We start from the raw sequence: 23,513 nt of genomic DNA on the forward strand, positions 1-23,513 counted from the left end.
AGGTGCTTTCTAATGCAATTGCCCTTCCGCCGCACGCAGCATCAGGACGACGACCGCTTCGACACCGAAGCCAGAGATGTCATGGTCCTCCTCGCCAATGGATCTAGAGTGATCGTTCACCTCCCCGCAGTCGACCAGCGGATCATTACGCACATTGGCGCCAGCAGAGCCCCGGCAGAGCGGCGTCCGAATTGAGGCGAACGGGTAGAGATCCCCACCGGGACCACACTCCTCCCCGCTGCCATCCCGTCTGCCTGGGACGACGGCAGGCGGGATGGCAGCCCCCAGGACAGCTCGGCCAATGGGATCGTCCCGGTGATTGCTTCACTGGCCGCTTTCGGATCGGCCGCCGCCACCCAGTAGCCGTCCTGGACGTTCATCATTTCCCGCTGGGCGCGAACGAGAGCGTGGAGACGCTCCGTCGGGCTCAGGCCTTCCAACCTGCCGACCATTTCGCGGTGCTGCTTTCGGGTCAGACAGAACGAGCCATTCGAGGTACTGCCCGTCTGAACGGCACATGGCGATGGTGGCTGAGGGGGTCATCGGGTCGCCGGGATCGCACGTTCCGGAGTGCCGGAACGCGGTGTGCTCGATCGCTTCGCTGAGGCAGCTCCCCCAAGCTGTCCGTCCCGTTGACCGCAAACCGATGCGGCTCCGTACCCAATTGCCTTGCGTACCAAGCTGTTCCGTGGATGCAGCCCGTGGGTAGCGCTGCTGGAGTGCCAGCTCCGTCGATGACCACTGCCGTTCTCGGGCTGCCTATGGCGTAGTCCTCGTTGAGCAGGCCAGGATCGGTTCACCGACGATAAGGACGGTCACGTCATGCCGCCTCGTGGAGCAGGAGCCCACTGATCAACCGGCTCCGGGAGCGTCCGGATCCGCTCCACCGTCGCTGAGCTGAGCAGCGGAAAGCAGATCACCAAGCTGCCCAAGGGCCGGGCCGACTTCCGGACGTGGTCGTGCCCGCTGCGACTATGGCGGCGCTGCGCCAGCACATGGCCACCTTCACCGAATCGGGCAGGGATGGGCGCGTCTTCCTCGGGGCCAAGGGCGGCACCCCGCGTCAGAACCAGTTCAACCGGGTGTGGCGTCGGGCCTGCTGGGACGTGGGGATCAAGGGCCTGCACTTCCACGATCCTCGGCACACCGGCAACACCATGGCGGCCTCGGAACGGGCACGCCGGGAGTAGGTGGGACCGGAAACGAAGATCGGCCCCAGTCCAGCGATCATGTCGCTGAGCTGGGGCCGAACCGTTCGGAGCGGGCGACGGGAATCGAACCCGCGTAGTCAGTTTGGAAGACTGGGGCTCTACCATTGAGCTACGCCCGCGGAGCGCGCCGAAGAAGCGCGTTCGAGGAACAGAGTAGCGGACTGGGGCGGGCGGATGCACGCCGGTTGATCGCGTGGCGGATCCCGGCGAAAAGCGGACGGTGGGCCGGCATTCTGCATGTACGCTACGTGTCGTCCAGGCACGGGCAGCGCCGGTTCGACGAGCACGGGTGCTGCATCTGGGCGGTGCGGGGTGTGGCGCAGTTTGGTAGCGCGTCCGCTTTGGGAGCGGAAGGTCGTCGGTTCGAATCCGGTCACCCCGACGGAAGGCCCTGCCGGGGTACCGGTGGGGCCTTGTACGTGTTCTGGGCCGGCCCGCGGAACAGCGGAACAGCGGAACAGCGGAATAACTGAGCAGTCAGGTGTTGTTCTCCGCGGCGCGTCACCACCCACCCAGGAAGGCGTGACCCGCACCCATGCCCGCAGCGCCCACGCCCACGCCCGCACGCCGTCCGAGCCTCCGCCCCCGCATTGCGCCCAAGACCGCCGTCGCGGTGGTCTTCGTCGCCGCGCTGTTCATGTCGATCATGGACACCACCATCGTCAATGTCGCGCTGCCCTCCATCGGGAACCAGTTCCGCGTGGACGCCGCCTCCGTCGGTGTGGTGAACGTCGGCTACCTGGTCAGCCTGGCGGTGTTCGTGCCGCTGTCCGGCTGGATGGGGGACCGGTTCGGCACCCGCAGGGTGTTCCTGTTCGCGCTGGCGCTGTTCACCGTCGCCTCGCTGCTCTGCGGCACCGCGAACAGCCTGGACCAGCTCAGCCTCTACCGGATCGTGCAGGGCGCCGGCGGCGGCATGCTGACCCCGGTCGGGATGACCATGCTGTTCCGCGCGTTCCCGCAGCAGGAGCGGATGCGGGCGACCCGGGTGCTGATGATCCCGACCGCGGTCGCGCCCGCGCTCGGCCCGGTGCTTGGCGGCTGGCTGGTGGACGCCTTCTCCTGGCACTGGGTCTTCATCGTCAATGTGCCGATCGGCATCGCCGCGATGGCCTTCGGCCTGCTCTTCCTCCCCGACTTCCGGTCCGAGCGGGCCGGGCGCTTCGACGCGGCCGGCTTCCTGCTCGCCGCGGTGGGCTTCGGCCTGGTGATGTACGCCCTGGCCGAGGGCGCCGACCAGGGCTGGGGCACGCCGAGGATCCTGACGGCCGCGCTGCTGGGCCTCGCCGCCGTGGTCGGCCTGGTCCTGGTGGAACTGCGGATCAAGGACCCGATGCTGGACCTGCGGCTCTTCAAGGACCGGCTGTTCCGCACCACCAACCTGGTCAGCCTGATCTCCGGGGCCGCGTTCCTGGGGATGCTCTACCTCTTCCCGCTCTACTACCAGAACGCCGTCGGCGCGAGCGCCTTCCAGACCGGCCTGAACACCTTCCCCGAGGCCATCGGCGTGATGATCGCCTCGCAGATCGCCAGCCGGCTCTACCCGAGGTTCGGGCCCAGCCGGCTGATCGCGGGCGGAGCCGCGGGTGTGGCCCTCTGCATGGCGCTGATGTCGCTGCTCACCCCGGAGACCAGCGTCTGGGCGGCCCGGGCGCTGATGTTCGGCACCGGCTTCTCCATGGCGCATGTGTTCATGCCCGCGCAGACCGCCGCCTTCGCCACGGTCTCGCCGGCCGCGACCGGACGGGCCTCGACGCTGTTCAACGCCCAGCGCCAGCTGGGTTCGGCGATCGGGGTGGCCCTGCTCGGCACGGTGCTGGCCGGCATCGGCACGGTGACCACCACGGCGGCCGGTACGCCGACCGCGAACCTGACCGCGTACCACGCCGCCTTCCTGGTGGCCTCCGGCCTGGCGGCCGTGGCCGCGGTGGTGGCCCTGTTCATCTCCGACCGCGACGCCGCCCCGACCATGGTCCGCAAGCCCCCGGCGGGAGCCCCGGCCGAAGCCGGGGACAGCGCCCCGGTCGACGCCCCGGCCGAAGCCGAGGCCGAAGCCCCGCCCGCAGCCGAGGAAGTCCTCCCCGGGACCGCCGAAAGCACCAGGGAACCGGCCCCCACCGCGTAGCCTGCTCCCGCTGGGACCAATGCAGATTGTGGTACCGGTAGGATGGACCGCTGGTGGCTGTCTGCGTGTGCACGACCTCAGGAAATACCCCGGGAAATCCGGGGTCCGGCCGGAGGAAACGCACACGAGGGACCGGCCGCCCGAGGGCGAGGAGCGAGCTCAGCGTCCACCCACCCCGGCGGGCGATGTCGCCTCTGACCTATCACCCGTCTCGCCGTGCGCCCTTGGAAACGGGTGTGCGGCGGACACCCCGACCGCAAAGCCCCCAAGGAGACCCAACCGTGAAGAGCGCCGTGGAGACTCTGAACCCGACCCGGGTTCGACTCACCGTCGAGGTGCCCTTCGAGGAGCTCAAGCCCAGCCTCGACGCGGCGTACAAGAAGATCAACCAGCAGGTCACGGTTCCGGGCTTCCGCAAGGGCAAGATCCCGGCTCGCGTCATCGACCAGCGTTTCGGCCGGGCGGCCGTGCTGGAAGAGGCTGTCAACGACGCCCTGCCGCGCTTCTACACCCAGGCTGTCGACGAGAGCAAGCTCGATGTGCTCGGTCAGCCGGACATCGACGGCCTCGAGGGCGTCGAGCGGATCGCCGACGGCGGCGACCTGAAGTTCACCGCCGAGGTGGACATCCGCCCCGAGATCACCCTGCCGGACTTCACCGGTATCGAGGTCGAGGTCGACCCGATCACCGTGTCCGACGAGGACATCGAGGAGAAGCTGAACGAGCTCCGCGACCGCTTCGCCTCGCTGAAGACCGTGGAGCGCGCCGCCGCCGAGGGCGACGTCGTGGTCGTCGACCTGGAGGCCAAGGTCGACGGTGAGGTTCCCGACGACGGCACCGCCACCGGCGTCAGCTACGAGATCGGCTCCGGCCGCCTGCTGGACGGCATCGACGAGGCCCTGACCGGCCTCGAGGCCGGCGGCACCGCGACCTTCACCACCGAGCTCAAGGGCGGCACCGCCGAGGGCAAGGACTCCGAGGTCACGGTCAGCCTGACCACCGTCCAGGTAAAGGAACTCCCGGAGCTGGACGACGAGTTCGCCCAGCTCGCCAGCGAGTTCGACACCCTGGAGGAGCTCAGGGAGGACTCCCGCACCCGGCTGGTCCGGATGAAGGAGTTCGACCAGGCCACCCAGGCCCAGGAGCGGGTGCTCGACAAGCTGATGGAGCTCGTCGAGATGCCGTACCCGGAGAAGCTGCTCGCGGACGAGGTGGAGACCCGCAAGCACAACCTGGAGCACCACCAGCTGCCGCAGATGGGCATCGACCTGGACGGCTACCTCAAGCTCCAGGGCAAGACCGCCGAGGAGTTCGAGGCGGAGCTGGTCGAGCAGGCCAAGAAGGGTATCAAGACCCAGTTCGTCCTGGACGCCATCGCGTCCAAGGAGGAGCTCGCGGTGAACCAGGAGGAGCTCACCGAGCACCTGCTGCGCCGTGCGGCGGGCTCCGGCATGACGCCGGACCAGTTCGCCCAGCAGGTCGTCGAGGGCGGCCAGGTGCCGCTGCTGGTCGGCGAGGTCGTCCGCGGGAAGGCGCTCGCGGTGGTCGTCGAGGCCGCCAAGGTCGTCGACACCGAGGGCAACGTCATCGACTTCGAGGACGACGAGGACGAGGAGGACGCAGCCGACGCCCCGGCCGAGGCCGCGTCCGACGAGACCTCGGGCGAGACCGCCGACGAGGCCCCCGCCAAGACCGTCGAGGCCTGATCCCGGCACGCACTCTGGAAGGGCCCGGACGCGCTCGCGTCCGGGCCCTTCGCCGTGTTCGGTGACCCTGCGCTCACAGCGAACAGTTCTGTGTAGGGGATGGCCAGGCCCTGCCTGCGCGTTAGGGTCCTTTGTACGAGGGGCAGGGTGACTGTCGGTCCATCAATACCCGTCGTACCCGAGGACCGATCTTCGTAGCAGACCTTCGTAAGAGACGCAGTGACGGCGGACGATTCAGCCGTCCGAACACAATGAGCGGGTGGATTACGTGACGACTCCCCAGTTCCAGATGCCCGGCCTTATGGCGCCCCAGGCCGCCGGTGACATCGGCGGCGGCGGTCTGGGCGACCAGGTCTACAACCGGCTGCTCAACGAGCGCATCATCTTCCTCGGCCAGCAGGTCGACGACGAGATCGCCAACAAGATCACGGCTCAGCTGCTGCTGCTCGCCGCGGACCCGGACCGCGACATCTACCTGTACATCAACTCTCCCGGTGGCTCGGTCACCGCGGGCATGGCGATCTACGACACCATGCAGTACATCAAGAACGACGTGGTCACCATCGCCATGGGCATGGCCGCCTCGATGGGCCAGTTCCTGCTCACGGCCGGTGCCAAGGGCAAGCGCTTCGCGCTCCCCAACGCCGAGATCCTGATGCACCAGCCCTCGGCCGGCCTCGGCGGTTCCGCCACCGACATCCGGATCCAGGCCCAGCAGCTGATCCGGCTCAAGCACCGGATGGCGGAGCTGATCGGCCAGCACAGCGGCCAGAGCGTGGAGCAGATCACCAAGGACTCGGACCGCGACCGCTGGTTCCAGCCGCAGGAAGCCGTGGAGTACGGCCTGATCGACGCCATCATGTACAGCGCCGCGGACGTCCCCGGCGGCGGCGGCACCGGCGCGGCCACCTGATTCCGGCCCACGCCGCAGCCCGCTGAAAACCGTCAACGACCGCGACTTGAGCCGTCTCGAACGCTCCCGGAGGCACACCGTAATGAACATCCCCAGCCTGTCCAGCGCCCGCGGGCGTGTGGCGGACATGCGCGCAGAGGGACGCTACATCGTCCCGCGCTTCGTGGAGCGCACCTCGCAGGGCGTCCGCGAGTACGACCCGTACGCCAAGCTGTTCGAGGAGCGCATCATCTTCCTGGGATCCCAGGTGGACGACATCTCCGCGAACGACATCATGGCGCAGCTGATCTGCCTGGAGTCGATGGACCCGGACCGGGACATCTCCATGTACATCAACTCGCCCGGCGGCTCCTTCACGGCGCTGACCGCCATCTACGACACCATGCAGTTCGTGAAGCCCGACGTGGCCACCGTCTGCATGGGCCAGGCGGCCTCCGCCGCGGCCGTGCTGCTCGCGGCCGGCGCCCCCGGCAAGCGGCTGGCGCTGCCGAACGCCCGGATCCTGATCCACCAGCCGTACACCGAGACCGGCCGCGGCCAGGTGTCGGACCTGGAGATCCAGGCCAACGAGATCCAGCGGATGCGGGAGCAGCTGGAGGAGATGCTGTCCAAGCACTCCAACCAGACCCCGCAGCAGGTCAGTGAGGACATCGAGCGCGACAAGATCCTCACCGCGGCCGAGGCGCTGGAGTACGGGCTGATCGACCAGATCACCTCGACCCGCAAGACGTCGCTCTCGGACTGACCGGAATCCGGGACTGAGACGAGCACCACGCAGGCGGTCGGCCCCCCGCTCTTGGAGCGGGGGCCGCAGCCTGGCACCATCGTTAGTACTGCCCGTGCACCGCCTTCGCGTACTCCCTGTCCCGGAACGCGCTGCGGTACCGTGCGGTCACACACAGCTTCTCTCCGGCCTTCCGGCCGTAATTCGCCCAGGGCGGAAGAGGGAAGACCGCCGAACACGGCGGATCGAGGGTCATGACGGAGTACCGTCGGAAACCAAGCACCAGGCTCCTGTCCCTACGGGGCCTTTGGCGAAGGGGAAGCACCTCGTGGCACGCATCGGTGACGGTGGCGACCTGCTCAAGTGCTCGTTCTGCGGAAAGAGCCAGAAGCAGGTGAAGAAGCTCATTGCCGGGCCCGGCGTGTACATCTGCGACGAGTGCATCGACCTGTGCAACGAGATCATCGAAGAGGAGCTCGCGGAGACCTCGGAGGTGAGGTTCGAGGAGCTGCCCAAGCCCCGGGAGATCTACGAGTTCCTGGACGGGTACGTGGTGGGCCAGGAGGCGGCGAAGAAGTCGCTCTCGGTGGCCGTCTACAACCACTACAAGCGGGTCCAGGCGGGCGAGAGCGGCGGCAGCAAGCACGGCCGCGACGAGGGCATCGAGCTGGCGAAGTCCAACATCCTGCTGCTCGGCCCGACCGGCTCCGGCAAGACCCTGCTGGCGCAGACCCTGGCCCGGATGCTGAACGTGCCGTTCGCCATCGCGGACGCCACGGCGCTGACCGAGGCCGGGTACGTCGGCGAGGACGTCGAGAACATCCTGCTGAAGCTGATCCAGGCGGCGGACTACGACGTCAAGAAGGCCGAGACCGGGATCATCTACATCGACGAGATCGACAAGGTCGCCCGCAAGAGCGAGAACCCGTCGATCACCCGCGATGTCTCCGGCGAGGGCGTGCAGCAGGCACTGCTGAAGATCCTGGAGGGGACCACCGCCTCGGTCCCGCCGCAGGGCGGCCGCAAGCACCCGCACCAGGAGTTCATCCAGATCGACACGACGAACGTGCTGTTCATCGTGGGCGGCGCCTTCTCCGGCCTGGAGCGGATCATCGAGGCCAGGGCCGGCAAGAAGGGCATCGGCTTCGGGGCGACCATCCGCTCCAAGCACGAGATCGAGTCCAGTGACCAGTTCCGCTCGGTGATGCCGGAGGACCTGGTGAAGTTCGGGATGATCCCGGAGTTCATCGGCCGCCTCCCGGTGATCACCAGTGTGCACAACCTGGACCGGGACGCGCTGCTGCAGATCCTCACCGAGCCCAAGAACGCCCTGGTCAAGCAGTACCGGCGGCTGTTCGAGCTGGACGGCGTGGAGCTGGAGTTCACCGACACCGCGCTGGACGCCATCGCCGACCAGGCGATCAAGCGCACCACCGGGGCCCGCGGGCTGCGCGCCATCATGGAGGAGGTGCTGATGTCCGTGATGTACGAGGTGCCCTCGCGCAAGGACGTCGCCCGCGTGGTGGTCACCGAGGACGTCGTCCTCGAACACGTCAACCCGACGCTGGTGCCGCGCGATCTGCGCACCCAGCGCGAGCGCCGCGAGAAGTCGGCCTAGCGGCCGGAGCGACAGACGGCGGGGCCCCGGTACCAGTGGGTACCGGGGCCCCGCCGTCTTGTCGGCGGTTACTTCTTGATCTCCATCACCGTGCGCAGCGCCCGTACCCGGGTGGCCAGGGCGGGCAGGTCGGGGTGGGCACTGGTGGTGTGCGCGGTGTCCATCACCCCGGAGAAGGTGCTGTTGTCGGCCCAGACGCAGGTCGGGAAGTAGATGCCGTCCTCCTTGACCAGGGCGCACTGCATCGAGCCGCCGAGCGGGCCGGCGTCCTCGCTGGTCTTGAGGGTGACGCTGTTGCTGGAGTCGGCACCGGTGATGCCCTTCCAGAACTGGTCCAGCTGCAGGCTGGCCAGCGGGAGCTTGCCGTAGCCGCCGATCACCAGGATGTCCGGCAGTGGGGCTGTCGGCGAGCTGACGTAGCTGGTGACCACCGGGGTCGCCCCGGCGTCCTGCAGGCTGCTGCTCGACCCCTGCATCGCCTTGGTGATCGAGTTGTCGTCCTGCTTGGTCAGGCCCTGGAAGGTGGCGGGGGCGACCAGCTTGTAGGTGCCCATGTTCTTGGTCGCCTTCATCACCCCGTAGGCGACGGTGCCGCCGACCGCGAGGATCACCACCACGCCGATGCTCAGGCCGATCTTCAGGCCCTTGCGGCTCTTCGGCGGCGGGGGCGCCATTCCGTAGGCGGCCCAGGCGCTGTCCGGGGCCCCGTACGGGCCCCCGGCCTGCGGCGGCACCTGCGGGGCCCCGTACGGGGGCTGCTGCCCGTAGTCCGGCTGCGGCGGCTGCTGGTACTGCGGCTGCTGGCCGTACTCGGGCGCGGCGGGCTGTCCGTACCCGGGCTGCCCGTACGGGGGCTGCTGCCCGTACTCCGGTTGCTGGCCGTACTGGGGCTGCTGCCCGTACGGCTGCTGCCCGTACGGAGGCTCGGGCTGTTGTCCGTAGGGAGCGGCTCCACCGGAGGTGTTCTCAGGGGGCGGCGGGTACATCGACATAGTCGAATATCAGACCAGTACGATGAACGGCTGTCCATCGTGTTCTGCTGAGCCGCCCCTTTCGATGGGCTTTGGGTATCCGATGGAAAGCCGTTCGTGACCAGCCGTTCGTGACCGGTCGGTCGCCGTCGGCCGGTCAGCCCTTGGTCACCGGCACGCTGTTGATCACCACACTGTCCTTGGGCGCACCGTCGGCGCCGCCGGTGCCGGTTCCGTCCTTGGCGATGTGCGCCAGGATGTCCATGCCCGAGGTGATGGTGCCGAAAGGCGTGTAGGCGGGCGAGAGCTGGCTGGCCTGGTAGACCAGGAAGAACTGCGAACCGTTGGTGTTCGGGCCGGAGTTCGCCATCGCCACGGTTCCGGCCGGGTAGGTGCCGCCCTGGATCGCCGGGTCCTTGAGGTTCTCGTCGGCGAAGCTGTAGCCGGGGCCGCCGCTGCCCGACCCGGTCGGGTCGCCGCACTGCAGCACATAGATGCCGCTGGTGGTGAGCCGGTGGCACTTGACGTGGTTGAAGTACTCCTGCTGGGCCAGGAAGACGAAGCTGTTGACGGTGGTCGGCGCGGCCTTGGCGTCCAGCTTGATGCCGATGTCCCCGCAGGAGGTCTTCAGCGTGGCCGAGTAGGCCGCCGCGGTGTCGATGCTCATGGCCGGCGCGGTCTTCCACTGTTTGCCGTTGGGGTCGCCCGGGCTGACGTTGCCACAGAAACCGGACCCTGCGGCGGAGTTGGACTTGGAGCCGCTGGAGTCGGTGACCGCCCAGGTGATCAGGCCCGCCGCCACCACGGCCGCGGCCGCCACGGAGGCGATGACCGCGGTGCGCCGCCGCTTGGCCTTCGCCTTCTCCGCCGCCCGCAGCTCCTCGATCCGCGCCCGCCGGGCCGTGTTCTGCTCGTCGCCGCTGCCGGGGCTGCCGCTGCTCACCAGGAACCTCCATCGTCCGTTCGTGCGGCCACCCGGAGGGAAAGCCGTTCGTGACCATGCTCGCGGGCTCGTAAACTGTGTGTCGTGACCGACACGAACCAGCGCCCCGAGAACACCGGGGACAACAGCGCCCGCGACACCACCTTGCCGACCCAGTACTCCCCGGCGGAGGTAGAGGGTCCGCTGTACGAGCGCTGGGTCGAGCGAGGTTACTTCGAGGCCGACGCCAAAAGCGAGAAGCAGCCGTACACCATCGTCATCCCGCCGCCCAATGTCACCGGTGCGCTGCACCTGGGGCATGCCTTCCAGCACACGCTGATGGACGCGCTGACCCGCCGCAAGCGGATGCAGGGCTACGAGGCGCTGTGGCTGCCGGGCATGGACCACGCCGGCATCGCCACCCAGAACAAGGTCGAGCAGCAGCTCGCCGAGCAGGGCCTGTCCCGGCACGACATCGGCCGGGAGGCCTTCGTCGAGAAGGTCTGGGAGTGGAAGGAGCAGTACGGCGGCCGGATCCTCGGCCAGATGCGCCGCCTCGGCGACGGCGTCGACTGGTCCCGTGAGCGCTTCACCATGGACGAGGGCCTGTCCCAGGCCGTCCAGACCATCTTCAAGAAGCTCTTCGACGACGGCCTGATCTACCGCGCCGAGCGCATCATCAACTGGTGCCCGCGCTGCCTCACCGCGCTCTCCGACATCGAGGTCAACCACGAGGAGCTGCCCGGCGAGCTGGTCTCGATCCGCTACGGCGACGGCGACGACTCGATCGTGGTCGCCACCACCCGCGCGGAGACCATGCTCGGCGACACCGCGATCGCGGTCCACCCGGAGGACGCCCGCTACGCCCACCTGGTCGGCCGCACCGTCGCGCTGCCGCTGACGGACCGTCGGATCCCGATCGTCGCCGACGAGCACGTCGACCCGGAGTTCGGCACCGGCGCGGTCAAGGTCACCCCGGCCCACGACCCCAATGACTTCGCCATCGGCCAGCGGCACAACCTGCCCAACATCACCGTCATGGACGAGCACGGCGTGATCACCGTGCACGGCCCGTTCCTCGGCCTGGACCGCTTCGAGGCCCGCTCGGCGGTCGTCGGCACCCTGCGTGAGCAGGGGCGGATCGTCGCCGAGAAGCGCCCGTACATGCACGCGGTCGGCCACTGCTCGCGCTGCCACACCGTGGTCGAGCCGCGGCTGTCGCTGCAGTGGTGGGTCGGGGTCGCCCCGCTGGCGGCGCTGGCCGGCGACGCGGTCAGGGACGGCCGGGTGAAGATCCACCCGGAGGAGCTGGAGGGCCGCTATTTCAGCTGGGTCGACAACATGCACGACTGGTGCATCTCGCGCCAGCTGTGGTGGGGCCACCGGATCCCGGTCTGGTACGGCCCGGACGGCGAGGTCGTCTGCGTCGGCCCGGACGACGAGGCGCCCACCGGCGAGGGCTGGCACCAGGACCCCGACGTCCTGGACACCTGGTTCTCCAGCGCGCTCTGGCCGTTCTCCACCCTCGGCTGGCCCGAGCAGACCCGGGACCTGGAGAAGTTCTACCCGACCGACGTGCTGCTGACCGGCCACGACATCATCTTCTTCTGGGTCGCCCGGATGATGATGTTCGGCCTCTACGCGATGGACGGCCAGGCGCCGTTCCACACCATCGCGCTGACCGGCCTGGTCCGGGACCAGTTCGGCAAGAAGATGTCCAAGTCCTCCGGCACGGCGGTGGACCCGCTGGACTGGATGGACGCCTTCGGCGCGGACGCGGTCCGGTTCACCCTGGCCAGCGGCGCCAACCCGGGCGCGGACGTGCCGATCGGCGAGGACTGGGTCAAGGCCTCCCGCAACTTCTGCAACAAGGTCTGGAACGCCACCCGGTTCGCGCTGATGAACGGCGCGACCCTGGAGGGGCCGCTCCCGGCGGCGGAGCAGTTGACCGCCGCCGACCGCTGGATCCTGTCGCGGCTCAACGCGGTCGTCGCCGAGACCGACGCCCTCTACGACGACTACCAGTTCGCCAAGCTCAGCGACGGCCTCTACCACTTCGCCTGGGACGAGGTCTTCGACTGGTACCTGGAGCTGTCCAAGACCACGCTGCTGGCTGGCGGCCCGCAGGCGGACGCGTCCCGCCGGGTCCTGGGCGAGGTCCTGGAGGTCACCCTGCGGCTGTTGCACCCGGTGATCCCCTTCGTCACCGACGCCCTGTGGACGGCGCTGACGGGCCGTGAGTCGGTGGTCGTCGCCGACTGGCCGACCGTGGACGCGGGCCGTGCCGACGCCGCGGCCGAGGCCGAGATCGCCCAGCTGCAGCAGGTGATCACCGAGGTCCGCCGGTTCCGCGCGGACCAGGGCCTCAACCCGGGCCAGAAGGTCCCGGCCCGGCTGGACCTGGCCGGGACCGGGCTGGCGGCGCACGAGGACGCGCTGCGCGCCATCGCCAAGCTGCAGCAGCCGGCCGGGGCGGAGTTCACGGCGACGGCGACGCTGGCGGTCGCGGGCGCCACGGTGGCGCTGGACCTGTCCGGCACGATCGACGTCGCGGCGGAGCGCAAGCGGCTGGCGAAGGACCTGGCGGCGGCGGAGAAGGAGCTGACGCAGGCCGTGGCCAAGCTCGGCAACGAGGCGTTCCTGGCGAAGGCGGCCCCGGCGGCGGTGGAGAAGATCCACGGGCGCAGGGCCAAGGCCGAGGCGGACATCAGCCGGCTCACCGCGCAGATCGCTGCGCTGCCCGAGGGTTAGGCAGGAGCGGGCGGCTGTGCTGCCGACACCTGGGGCAGGTGGGTGGTCGGCAGCGCAGTTCCCCGCGCCCCTGGGGTGTTGCCGGGTCGGGCGTGCAGCGAGGGCCCGCGCCCCTGGGGCGGTGCCGGGTCGGGCGCGTCCGTAGACTGTGGGGTGTGAGCGACACTCCTGGTGACACCCCGCAGTCCGACCTCTCTCCCGTCGAGCAGCTCCGCGCTGTGGAGGTGGAGCTCGGCGCGCGCTGGCCGGAGACCAAGCTGGAACCCTCGCTGGACCGGATCACCGCGCTGATGGACATCCTGGGCGACCCCCAGCGGTCCTATCCGTCGATCCACATCACCGGAACCAATGGCAAGACCAGCACCGCCCGGATGATCGAGCAGCTGCTGCGCCACTTCGAGCTGCGCACCGGCCGCTACACCAGCCCGCACGTGGAGTCGGTCACCGAGCGGATCAGCCTGGACGGCGAGCCGATCAGTCCCGAGCTGTTCGTCGAGACCTACCGCGACATCGAGCCCTACATCGCGATGGCCGACGCCTCCCAGCCGATCGCGCTCTCCTTCTTCGAGATCGTCACCGCGATGGCCTACGCCGCCTTCGCCGACGCCCCGGTGGACGTCGCCGTGGTCGAGGTCGGCATGGGCGGGACCTGGGACGCGACCAATGTCATCGACGCGGTGGTCTCGGTGATCGCCCCGATCGCGCTGGACCACGTCGACAAGCTCGGCGACACCACCGGCAAGATCGCCACCGAGAAGTCCGGGATCATCAAGAAGGGCGGCCTCGCGGTGGTCGCGCACCAGCCCGCGGACGCCGCCGAGGTGATCCTGCGCCGCGCGGTGGAGCAGGACGCCACGGTCGCCCGGGAGGGCCTGGAGTTCGGCGTGGTGCACCGCGACATGGCGATCGGCGGCCAGCTGCTGACCCTGCGCGGCATCTCCGGCCATGAGTACACCGACGTCTTCATCCCGCTGCACGGCGCCCACCAGGCCCAGAACGCGGCGCTCGCGCTGGCCGCGGTCGAGGGCTTCTTCGGCGTCGGCGCCGCGCGCGAGGAGCCGCTGGACATCGGCAAGGTCCGCGGCGCCTTCTCCGGCGTCAGCTCGCCGGGCCGGCTGGAGGTCATCCGGCGCAGCCCCACCATCGTCCTGGACGCGGCCCACAACCCGGCCGGGGCCCGGGCCACCGCCGAGGCCATCGGCGAGTCCTTCGGCTTCACCCGGCTGGTCGGGGTGATCGGCACCAGCGGCGACAAGGACTCCTACGGTCTGCTGGAGGCGCTTGAGCCGGTCCTGGCCGAGGTCGTGATCTCCAAGAACTCCACCCAGCGGGCCACCGACATCGACAAGCTGGCCGAGGCCGCGGTGGAGATCTTCGGCTCCGACCGGGTACTGGTCGAACCGCGCCTGGACGACGCCATCGACGCGGCCGTCGCCCTGGCCGAGGAGGTCGGCGACCTCGGCGGCTCCGGCGTGCTGATCACCGGCTCCATCATCACCGTGGGCGAGGCCCGCATCCTGCTCAGCCCCCGCTGACCCCTCCCGACCGGCCCGGAAAGGCACCTGACCGTGCGTACGCTCTGCTCGTCCACGCTGATCGCCGAGGCGATGGTGGTGGGTTTCGCCGCCCTCGTCGCGATGCACCTCTCCGACATCTCCTCGACCACGCTGTGGACGGTGTGCGGCGCCGCGATGGCGGTCTGCGTACTGCTCTGCGGTGTGATCACCCGTCCGGGCGCGGTCCCGGTGGGCTGGGTGCTCCAGCTCGCCCTGATCGCCTCGGGCGCGGTGGTCGGCATGATGTACGGACTGGGCGTCATCTTCGCCGCCCTGTGGTGGGCTTCGGTGCACTACGGACGCAAGATCGACACCATCAAGGCCGCCCGCGCCCTGGGTACACCCAGTCAGACGGCCTGACGTTCGAATGAGTCACCCGCTCGGGTAGGCTCAGGCCCAGCCTTGACAACGCTGCCGCGACCGTACCCGCGGCGTTCCAGCATCCGCAGTGTTCGACCACCCCGGAGCCGTTCCATGCCCCAGCGCACCCTTGTCCTGCTGAAGCCCGACGCCACCCGCCGCGGCCTCATCGGTGAGATCATCAGCCGGATCGAGCGCAAGGCCGGCTGGACCCTGGCGGCGATGGAACTGCGCACCCTGGACACCGCGACGCTGGAGCGGCACTACGGCGAACACCTGGGCAAGCCGTTCTACGAACCGCTGATGGAGTTCATGGCCTCGGGCCCGGTGGTGGCGCTGATCGTCCAGGGCGAGAGCGTGATCGAGGGCGTCCGCGCGCTGGCCGGGAAGACCAACCCGCTGGAGGCCGGTCCTGGCACCATCCGCGGCGACTTCGCCACCATCACCCGGGAGAACCTGATCCACGCCTCCGACTCGGAGGAGTCGGCGGAGCGCGAGATCGCGATCTTCTTTCCCAAAAGCTGAGATTACGTCAAGAACGTGTGCAGATATTCGCCCGTTGGACCCTGTGTCGAACGGGTAGCCGGTTTACTGGAACGTACGATTCCGTGGAACCGGACCGCCGACACCGGCGTCCCAATAGCGGGAAATGTGATCGTCTGCCATGACAATGGCAAGGGTCCGTACAAGCGCTTCCGGTAACCCTCAGTGCTTGCGCGGCTACCATGGTGGTCTGTGTCCGTCCCGCCTCCGCCTCCACCCTCGACCTCGGGAAGGCCCCGTATACCCATGGCGAACAACATGTCGTTCATCGGTCGTGACATGGCTGTCGACCTCGGCACCGCCAACACGCTCGTGTACGTCAGGGGTCGCGGGATCGTCCTCAACGAACCGTCGGTCGTCGCGGTGAACACCAACACCGGCAGCATCCTGGCGGTCGGCGCGGAGGCGAAGAAGATGATCGGGCGCACGCCTGGCAACATCGTCGCCATCCGGCCGCTCAAGGACGGCGTCATCGCTGACTTCGAGATCACCGAGCGGATGCTCCGCTACTTCATCCTGAAGATCCACCGCCGCCGCTACATGGCCCGCCCCCGGGTCGTGGTCTGCGTGCCCAGCGGCATCACCGGGGTCGAGCGACGCGCCGTCATCGAGGCGTCCCGGCAGGCCGGTGCGCGCCAGGTGCACATCATCGAGGAGCCGATGGCCGCCGCCATCGGGGCCGGCCTCCCGGTGCACGAGGCCACCGGCAACATGGTGGTGGACATCGGCGGCGGCACCACCGAGGTCGCCGTGATCTCGCTCGGCGGCATCGTCACCGCCCAGTCCATCCGGGTCGCCGGGGACGAGCTGGACAACGCGATCATCCAGCACATCAAGAAGGAGTACTCGCTGCTGCTCGGCGAGCGCAGCGCCGAGAACATCAAGATGACCATCGGCTCCGCCTACCCGGTCGACGGGGACAACGAGGAGCACAGCGAGCTCCGTGGAAGAGACCTGGTCAGCGGCCTGCCGAAGACCATCGTGATCTCCGCCGCCGAGGTCCGCCAGGCCATCGAGGAGCCGGTCAACCAGATCATCGACGCGGTGAAGACCACCCTGGACCAGTGCCCGCCGGAACTCGCCGGTGACATCATGGACCGCGGCATCGTTCTCACCGGGGGCGGCGCACTGCTGCGCGGCTTGGACGAACGGCTGCGCCGTGAGACCGGAATGCCGGTCCACATCGCGGAGAACCCGCTCGACTCGGTCGCCCTGGGATCCGGCAAGTGCGTCGAGGAGTTCGAGGCGCTGCAGCAGGTCCTGGACTCCCAACCCCGTCGCTGACCCGTCGTCATGGATATGAAGGGCTCTGCCGAGGACCGTGAGGGACACACGAGAGAGCCGGCTGCTGCTGGTCCTGCTGGTCGCGATCGCTTTCGCACTGATTACCGTGGACATCCGCGGTGGTGACGCCTCCCCGCTGAACGGGCCGAGGAACGTCGCCGCCTCGGTCTTCGGGCCGGTCGAGAGCGGCGTCTCCGGCATGGTCAACCCGGTCGCCGACGCCATGCGCTCACTGCGCGAGTCCGGCACCAGCGGTGACCGGATCCGCGCCCTGCAGCAGCAGAACGCCCTGCTCAAGCAGCAGTTGTCCAGCTCCGACCTGGCCCGCGGGCGGGAGACGCAGCTGGACCGGATGCTGGGCGCGGCCGGTGCGGGCCAGTACACCGTCAAGGCCGCCCAGGTGGTCGCCATCGGCGCGGCCCAGGGCTTCTCCTGGACCGTCACCATCGACATCGGCAGCAACGACGGCATCACCCGGGACATGACCGTCATCAACGGCGACGGCCTGGTCGGCCGGATCACCACGGTCGGCCCCGGCACCTCCACCGTGCTGCTCGCCAGCGACCCCGGCTTCTCGGTCGGGACCCGGATGGAGGGCAACGGCGAGATCGGCTTCGCCACCGGGCAGGGCACCGAGCCGATGCGGGTGGAGCTGCTCAACAGCCAGTCCCAGGTCAAGCCGGGGGACCGGATGGTCACCTTCGGCTCGCAGAACGACCGCCCGTTCGTCCCCGGGGTCCCGGTGGGCACCGTCACCAAGGTCGAGGACACACCCGGCCAGCTGACCCGGACCGTACTGGTCCGACCCTTCGTCAACTTCACCCGGCTGGACCTGGTCGGCGTGGTGGTCCAGCCGCCCAGGACCGACCCCAGGTACGCCCTGCTGCCGCCGAAGCCGACGCCCGCGCCGACCGCCAAACCGGCCGCCAAGGCCAAGCCCGGCAGCAAACCCAAGCCCGTCCCCACGCCGACTCACGGAAAGGGCCAGTGACATGTGGCTGCACCGCATCCTGCTCTCGGCCGTCCTCGTCGTCGTCGCCCTGGTGCTCCAGGTCAGCGTCTTCGCCCGGCTCGGACTGCCCGGTGCCGTCCCCGACCTGCTGCTGCTCGTGGTGATAGGGCTGGCCCTGGTGTACGGACCGGTCGGCGGCTGCCTGGTCGGCTTCTCGGCCGGACTGCTGGCCGACCTGGCCCCGCCGTCCGACCACGCGGTCGGCCGCTACGCGCTGGTGCTCTGCGTGCTCGGCTACGCGGCGGGGCTGCTGCGCCCCGAGAACGGCCAGATCCGCTCGGTGCTGACCCCGCTGCTGGTGGTCGGCGCCGCGGCCTTCACCGCGACCCTGCTCTACGCCGGGGTGGGCGCGCTGGTCGGCGACACCGCGGCCCGCCACGTCGGCATCGTCAGCCTGCTGGTCACCGCGGTGATCTACGACATGCTGCTGGCGCCCTTCGTGGTGCCCGCGGTGATGGCGCTGGCGAGACGCTCGTCGGTGCAGCCGGTCAGCAGCGGCGGCGGGGCCGGCGGCCCGGCGCGCAAGCCGTCCCGCACCCGCACCGGGCTGAACCGCAAGGGCTCGATCTTCGGCGAGGGCGGCAGCCGCAGCGGGGGAGTGGCCGGACTCGGCACGGTCCCCGGCTTCGGCCCCCGGACCAAGGCCGGCAGCAGCGCCAAGAACTGATCCGGGAAGCGAATCCTCCACATGACCAACATCCCGCCGACCGGCCGCACCGGCCGGGTCACCGGACGCCTGCTGATCCTCCAGGTCCTCGTGCTGTCGCTGCTGGCCACCCTCGGCGGCCGGCTCTGGTACCTGCAGATCCGCGAGGGCCAGCACTACACCGACCAGGCCTCGTCCAACCACATCAGGACGGTGCTGGTGCCGGCCGTGCGCGGGGAGATCCTGGACGCCAACGGCACCGCGCTGGCCGACAACGCGACCAAGCTGGTGGTCTCGGTCAGCCGCACGTCGCTGCTGCAGCAGAAGGACGGCGGCAAGGCCGTGCTGGACCGGCTGGCCGTGGTGCTCGGCCTGCCCGCGCAGGAGGTGCACGACAAGGTCAGGCTGTGCGACGCGAAGACCCCGCAGCCCTGCTGGAACGGCTCGCCCTACCAGCCGATCCCGGTGACCGACAAGGCCACCACCCAGCAGGCCATGCAGATCATGGAGCGCAGCGAGGACTTCCCCGGGGTCACCGCCGACCCCACCGCGGTCCGCGAGTACCCGGCCCCGCACGGCGCCAACGCCGCCCAGGTGCTCGGCTACCTCTCCCCGGTCACCCAGGACGAGATCGACGCCGCCACCGGCGCCAACGGCAAGTCCGCCTACGCCCCGGCCGACCAGATCGGCCGCTCCGGTCTGGAGTCGGTGTACGACAGCGCGCTGCGCGGCAAGCCCGGCACCACCGACCTCGAGGTGGACAACCTCGGCCGGGTGATGGGCACCGCCGGCGGCAGCCCGGCGGTGCCCGGCGACGACGTGGTGACCAGCATCGACTCCCGGATCCAGGGCATCGCCGAGAAGCAGCTCCAGCAGGCGCTGGTGACCCTGCGGAAGACCTACGACCCGGTCACCCACGAGAACTTCAAGGCCGACTCCGGCGCCGTGGTGGTGATGGACGTGCACACCGGCCGGGTGGTCGCCATGGCCAGCGCCCCCACCTTCAACCCCAACATCTGGACCGGCGGCATCTCCAGCAAGGACTACAAGGCGCTGACCAGCAACTCCTCCGACTTCCCGCTGCTGAACCGGGCCATACAGGGTCAGAGCGCGCCGGGTTCGACCTTCAAGGTGGTCACCACCTCGGGCGCGATCAACGCGGGCTACACCTACAGCGACACCTTCCCCTGCACCTCGTCGATGACCATCGGCGGCCGGGAGTTCAAGAACTTCGAGGGTGAGAACTTCGGCATGATCAACCTGTCGAAGGCGCTGGAGGTGTCCTGCGACACCGTGTTCTACAGCGTGGCCTACGCGCAGTGGCTCAAGGACGGCGGCACCAAGCCCAAGAAGCCCAACGACTGGCTCTACAAGGCCGCGCACCAGTTCGGCCTGGGCCAGAAGACCGGGATCGACCTGCCCAGCGAGGTGGCCGGCCGGGTCCCCGACCGGGCCTGGCACCAGGCGTACTACGACGCCATGAAGGACACCTGGTGCAAGCAGGCGAAGAGCGGCAAGCAGGACTACGGCACCGAGGTCGCCCGCGAGGACTGCGCCGACTTCGCCACCCTGCGCGCCGGTGACGAGGTCAACTACGCCATCGGCCAGGGCGACACCCTGGTCACCCCGATCCAGATGGCCCGGATCTACTCCGCCCTCGCCAACGGCGGCACGCTCTACCAGCCGCAGGTCGCCAAGGCGGTGGTCTCCCCGAGCGGACAGGTCGTCAAGAACCTGGCCCCGGTGGTCCAGGGCAAGCTCCCGGACAGCAAGAAGACCCTGCAGTACATCGACCAGGCCACCGCCAACGTGGTCACCCAGGGCACCGCGGCCTGGAAGTTCCAGGGCTGGCCGCAGGACAAGATCGCGCTGCACGCCAAGACCGGTACCGCCGAGGTCGTCGGCAAGCAGACCACGTCCTGGTTCGACACGTACACCAAGGACTACGCGATCGTGATGACGATCTCCCAGGGCGGCACCGGCTCCGGTGGCGCGGGACCGGCCGTCCGCAACATCTACAACGCCCTCTACGGGATCCAGGCCAACAACACCATCGACCCCAAGAAGGCGCTGCTGCCCCGCGCGCAGACCAGCCTCCCTGCCTTCAACTCCGACGGCAGCGTGGCCCAGCAGACCGCCTACACCGGCCCTGTGCTCAGCGCCCCGGCCACCCCGCTGCAGAGCCCGGCAGGCCCGCTCACCGCGTACGCCCTCGCCCCCGAGCAGCGGAGGCCGCTCGCATGACCGGCTTCACCGGAGCCGGCACCGGCTACCGCGCCCCCCGCTACGCCCCGCCGCGCGGCGCCATGAGCCGGCTGCTCTCCCGCGACTCGCCGCTGCGGCGGATGGACTGGCTGCTGGTGCTGGCCGCGCTGGCGCTGTCCGGCCTGGGCTCGCTGCTGGTCTGGTCCGCGACCCGGAGCCGCAGCGAGATCAACCACGGCGACCCGCAGTACTTCCTGGTCCGGCACCTGCTGAACCTGGCCATCGGCGCGGGCCTGTGCACCGCGGTGGTGCTGTTCGGCCACAACCGGCTGCGCACCGCCGCGCCCTTCCTCTACGCCCTCGCCATCCTCGGGGTGCTGGCCGTGCTCAGCCCGCTGGGCTCCACGGTCAACGGCGCGCACTCCTGGATCGTGCTCGGCGGCGGCTTCTCGGTGCAGCCCTCCGAGTTCTGCAAGATCGCGATCATCCTGGCCATGGCGACCCTGCTCTCGGCCCGGGTGGACGCGGGGGAGCTGCCGTTCCCGGACGGGCGCTCGATCGCCCAGGCGCTGGGGCTGGCCGCGGTGCCGATCGGGATCATCCTGCTGATGCCGGACCTCGGTTCCACCATGGTCATGGTGGTGATCATCCTGGGCATCCTGCTGGCCTCCGGCGCCCCCAAGCGCTGGCTGTTCGGCCTGATCGCGGTGGGCACCCTGGGCGCCTTCGCGGTGGTCCAGCTGCACCTGCTGAAGCAGTACCAGATCGCCCGCTTCGCGGCCTTCGCCGACCCCGCGCTCGACCCCTCCGGCGTCGGCTACAACACCGCCCAGGCCAGGATCGCCATCGGCTCCGGCGGGCTGACGGGCAAGGGCCTGTTCCACGGCACCCAGACCACCGGCCAGTTCGTCCCCGAGCAGCAGACCGACTTCGTCTTCACGGTGGCCGGCGAGGAGCTGGGCTTCCTCGGCGCGGCCCTGATCATCCTGCTGCTGGGCATCATCCTCTGGCGCGCCTGCCGGATCGCCCGCCAGGCCAGCGACCTCTACAGCACCGTGGTCGCGGCCGGGGTGATCGCCTGGTTCGGCTTCCAGGCGTTCGAGAACATCGGGATGACCCTCGGCATCATGCCGGTGGCCGGCATCCCGCTGCCCTTCGTCAGCTACGGCGGCTCCTCGATGTTCGCCATCTGGATCGGCATCGGCCTGCTCCAGTCCGTGAAGATGCAGCGGACCATAGCGGCCTGAGCAGCGCGGGAACGGCGGCCGGGGCCCGGACAGCGGCCCCGGCCGCCGGCGCGGTCAGATCTGCGCGAGCAGCAGGTTGCCGTAGACCCGGCCGATGCCGGTGCAGGCGTCCCAGCCCTTGACCGCCGAGTAGCCGGGGGCCGGCTGCACGGTGTTGCTGCCGCTGTCGACGTCGAAGAACAGGTTCGGCTGCGCCATCAGCTGGTACAGCAACGGGCTGATGAAGCCCGGCCGGTAGCCGCTGCTGGCGGCGATGACCGCCATCAGCCCGGCGTACAGGGGGGACACCGCGCTGGTGCCGCCCACGGACATCCACTGCCCGTCCACCACGACCTCGTACGGGCTCTGCATCGCGTCGGCGTTGCCGGACAGGTCGGGTACCCCGCGGCCCTGCAGCCCGGTGTCGACCTGGCGCGGGATCTCGTCCTCGGGCTGCCAGCCGGGCAGCGGGAAGGTGTCGCTGACACCGCCGCCGGTGGCCCAGCCGTTGCCGTTGTTCCAGCACACCTCGTTCTGCAGCGCGCCGTTGCCGTCCAGCTGGAGCGAGGTTCCGCCGCAGGCCAGCACATACGGGTCGGAGGCCGGGAAGTCGCAGTGCGCCAGCCCGTCGTAGACGTTGTCGTTGCTGCCGTTGTCGCCCGAGGCGGCGGTCACGGTGATCCCGAACAGCGCGGCCAGGAAGCAGGCCCAGTCCATCCCGGCCAGGCCGGCCGGGGTCCAGGCGGCCTCCGGGGCGCCCCAGCTGATGGAGACGGCGGTCGGCGGGTACTGGGAGCTGAACACCGCCGCGTAGATCGCGTCGATGAAGCCCTGCTCGCTGTTCGGGGCGAAGTACACGATGATGTTCGCGCCCTGGGCGACCGTCGCGGCCACCTCGATGTCCAGCTCCACCTCGGCGTCGGCCCCGCTGGGGTCGCCGTAGTTGTTGCCGGCGCCGTCCACCCCGATCGTCACCACGTTCGGGGAGGGCAGGTTCATCGTGTGGAAGTAGGTGTCCAGGTCGTTCTGGTCGTAGCCGCCGCCGAGCTCGATCACCGCGATGTTCTGCCGGCTGCAGTCGACCCCCTGCGGGAAGTCGTAGAGCTGCGCCACCTGCTGGGCGGTGACCCCCTGGGCGATCTTGGGCATGGCCTTGTTGTGCGGCGCTGCCAGCGGACGGTCCGTCAGCCCGGAGACCCGCTCCACCACGCCCTGCAGGTGCCGGGGAACGAAGACGCTGCCCTGGCGGGAGCGGTAGTTGTGGGCACCCTCGCGGTACTGCTTGAGCTGCACCCCGAAGGCCCTGTTGAACCGGTCGACGGTGCCGCTGAGCCGGATCGTGCGGCGCTCGGGGAAGGTCTCCTCGACCGTCAGCTCGTGGTGCCGCGCGAACTGCTTGACCTTCTCCAGATCCCCCGGGTCGGCGCCCAGCGCGGCCATCAGGGCCTCGCGGTCCACCTGCCGCCTGCGGCTCGGCCGCTCGCGGCCGATCGTCTCCAGGTCCGGCAGCTCCGGCCCGCCCGGACGGCGGCGCAGCTGCACGGTCACCGAGAGCCGCTCGTGCGAGTCGGCCGGCCCGACCAGGGTCTGGCCCTTGCGGATATGCCGTTCACTTCCGACCAGTGGTACGCGGTCGTTGACGACGGGCATGGTCTCCTCCAGTCCTGCTTTCCTGCTGTCCTGCTGTCCTGCGGGACGAATCCGTTGGCCTCCTGCCTACGGCCGGGCGCGTCACCGGAG

18 protein-coding genes and 2 tRNA genes are annotated in these 23,513 nt (G+C 69.5%); 16 read left to right on the forward strand and 4 right to left on the reverse strand.

Translation table 11 applies throughout. The features are described from left to right. Window positions 1–959 precede the first annotated feature (959 nt). Window positions 960–1,190, forward strand: a complete 231-nt coding sequence (locus ACEZDG_RS10970; protein ID WP_380506242.1) for a hypothetical protein — start codon at window positions 960–962, stop codon at window positions 1,188–1,190. 69 nt (window positions 1,191–1,259) lie between these two features. On the opposite strand, the gene ACEZDG_RS10975 is transcribed toward ACEZDG_RS10970, so the two are convergent. Then, window positions 1,260–1,330: transfer RNA gene (locus tag ACEZDG_RS10975), tRNA-Gly, on the reverse strand. 189 nt (window positions 1,331–1,519) lie between these two features. On the opposite strand from ACEZDG_RS10975, the gene ACEZDG_RS10980 reads away from it, so the two are divergent. The 6 genes from ACEZDG_RS10980 (at window position 1,520) to clpX (ending at window position 8,297) form a co-directional block, all read left to right on the forward strand. Next, window positions 1,520–1,593 (forward strand) — tRNA-Pro (locus ACEZDG_RS10980). A gap of 153 nt (window positions 1,594–1,746) precedes the next feature. Next, on the forward strand, window positions 1,747–3,336 hold the full coding sequence (locus tag ACEZDG_RS10985) for an MDR family MFS transporter (RefSeq protein WP_380506245.1): 1,590 nt from the start codon (window positions 1,747–1,749) through the stop codon (window positions 3,334–3,336). A 281-nt stretch (window positions 3,337–3,617) separates the two neighbouring features. Then, on the forward strand, window positions 3,618–5,042 hold the full coding sequence (gene tig / locus ACEZDG_RS10990; RefSeq protein ID WP_380506248.1) for a trigger factor: 1,425 nt from the start codon (window positions 3,618–3,620) through the stop codon (window positions 5,040–5,042). Between the two features lie 289 nt (window positions 5,043–5,331). Then, complete coding sequence (locus ACEZDG_RS10995; RefSeq protein ID WP_380506918.1) at window positions 5,332–5,955, forward strand: ATP-dependent Clp protease proteolytic subunit; 624 nt, start codon at window positions 5,332–5,334, stop codon at window positions 5,953–5,955. 82 nt (window positions 5,956–6,037) lie between these two features. After that, entirely contained in the window at window positions 6,038–6,700 is a 663-nt protein-coding gene (locus tag ACEZDG_RS11000; protein WP_380506251.1) for an ATP-dependent Clp protease proteolytic subunit, read from the forward strand. 307 nt (window positions 6,701–7,007) lie between these two features. Further along, window positions 7,008–8,297, forward strand: coding sequence for an ATP-dependent Clp protease ATP-binding subunit ClpX (gene clpX, locus ACEZDG_RS11005; RefSeq protein WP_380506254.1), 1,290 nt, complete (start codon window positions 7,008–7,010; stop codon window positions 8,295–8,297). A gap of 68 nt (window positions 8,298–8,365) precedes the next feature. Here the strand turns inward: clpX and ACEZDG_RS11010 are convergent, their stop codons facing one another. After that, window positions 8,366–9,283 carry a hypothetical protein gene (locus ACEZDG_RS11010; RefSeq protein ID WP_380506257.1) on the reverse strand — a complete coding sequence of 306 codons (918 nt, stop codon included), beginning with the start codon at window positions 9,281–9,283 and terminating at the stop codon, window positions 8,366–8,368. Window positions 9,284–9,425: 142 nt separating this feature from the next. Next, window positions 9,426–10,211, reverse strand: coding sequence for a peptidylprolyl isomerase (locus tag ACEZDG_RS11015; protein ID WP_380506260.1), 786 nt, complete (start codon window positions 10,209–10,211; stop codon window positions 9,426–9,428). Window positions 10,212–10,295: 84 nt separating this feature from the next. On the opposite strand from ACEZDG_RS11015, the gene ACEZDG_RS11020 reads away from it, so the two are divergent. The 9 genes from ACEZDG_RS11020 to rodA all read left to right on the forward strand — a co-directional run bounded on the left by ACEZDG_RS11020 (window position 10,296) and on the right by rodA (window position 21,794). Beyond that, complete coding sequence (locus tag ACEZDG_RS11020; RefSeq protein ID WP_380506264.1) at window positions 10,296–12,941, forward strand: valine--tRNA ligase; 2,646 nt, start codon at window positions 10,296–10,298, stop codon at window positions 12,939–12,941. 155 nt (window positions 12,942–13,096) lie between these two features. Beyond that, window positions 13,097–14,476, forward strand: a complete 1,380-nt coding sequence (gene folC / locus ACEZDG_RS11025) for a bifunctional tetrahydrofolate synthase/dihydrofolate synthase (protein WP_380506267.1) — start codon at window positions 13,097–13,099, stop codon at window positions 14,474–14,476. A gap of 33 nt (window positions 14,477–14,509) precedes the next feature. Next, window positions 14,510–14,857, forward strand: a complete 348-nt coding sequence (locus tag ACEZDG_RS11030) for a DUF4233 domain-containing protein (RefSeq protein WP_380506270.1) — start codon at window positions 14,510–14,512, stop codon at window positions 14,855–14,857. Window positions 14,858–14,971: 114 nt separating this feature from the next. Beyond that, entirely contained in the window at window positions 14,972–15,382 is a 411-nt protein-coding gene (gene ndk, locus ACEZDG_RS11035) for a nucleoside-diphosphate kinase (protein WP_380506273.1), read from the forward strand. A gap of 276 nt (window positions 15,383–15,658) precedes the next feature. Next, window positions 15,659–16,684, forward strand: a complete 1,026-nt coding sequence (locus ACEZDG_RS11040; RefSeq protein WP_380506921.1) for a rod shape-determining protein — start codon at window positions 15,659–15,661, stop codon at window positions 16,682–16,684. A gap of 37 nt (window positions 16,685–16,721) precedes the next feature. Beyond that, window positions 16,722–17,675 (forward strand): rod shape-determining protein MreC, encoded by a 954-nt coding sequence (gene mreC, locus ACEZDG_RS11045; RefSeq protein ID WP_380506276.1) that lies wholly within the window; start codon window positions 16,722–16,724, stop codon window positions 17,673–17,675. A gap of 1 nt (window position 17,676) precedes the next feature. Continuing rightward, a complete protein-coding gene (gene mreD, locus ACEZDG_RS11050; RefSeq protein WP_380506279.1) occupies window positions 17,677–18,363 on the forward strand; it encodes a rod shape-determining protein MreD in 687 nt (228 codons plus the stop codon). A 21-nt stretch (window positions 18,364–18,384) separates the two neighbouring features. Beyond that, a complete protein-coding gene (mrdA, locus tag ACEZDG_RS11055; RefSeq protein WP_380506282.1) occupies window positions 18,385–20,586 on the forward strand; it encodes a penicillin-binding protein 2 in 2,202 nt (733 codons plus the stop codon). Further along, complete coding sequence (gene rodA, locus ACEZDG_RS11060) at window positions 20,583–21,794, forward strand: rod shape-determining protein RodA (protein ID WP_380506285.1); 1,212 nt, start codon at window positions 20,583–20,585, stop codon at window positions 21,792–21,794. The genes mrdA and rodA overlap by 4 nt, the downstream gene beginning before the upstream one ends. A gap of 54 nt (window positions 21,795–21,848) precedes the next feature. On the opposite strand, the gene ACEZDG_RS11065 is transcribed toward rodA, so the two are convergent. Next, window positions 21,849–23,423 (reverse strand): S53 family peptidase, encoded by a 1,575-nt coding sequence (locus ACEZDG_RS11065; protein ID WP_380506287.1) that lies wholly within the window; start codon window positions 23,421–23,423, stop codon window positions 21,849–21,851. Window positions 23,424–23,513: the final 90 nt, after the last annotated feature.

This window comes from Streptacidiphilus alkalitolerans, from assembly GCF_042511045.1.
GTDB classification, from domain to species: Bacteria; Actinomycetota; Actinomycetes; order Streptomycetales; family Streptomycetaceae; genus Streptacidiphilus; species Streptacidiphilus alkalitolerans.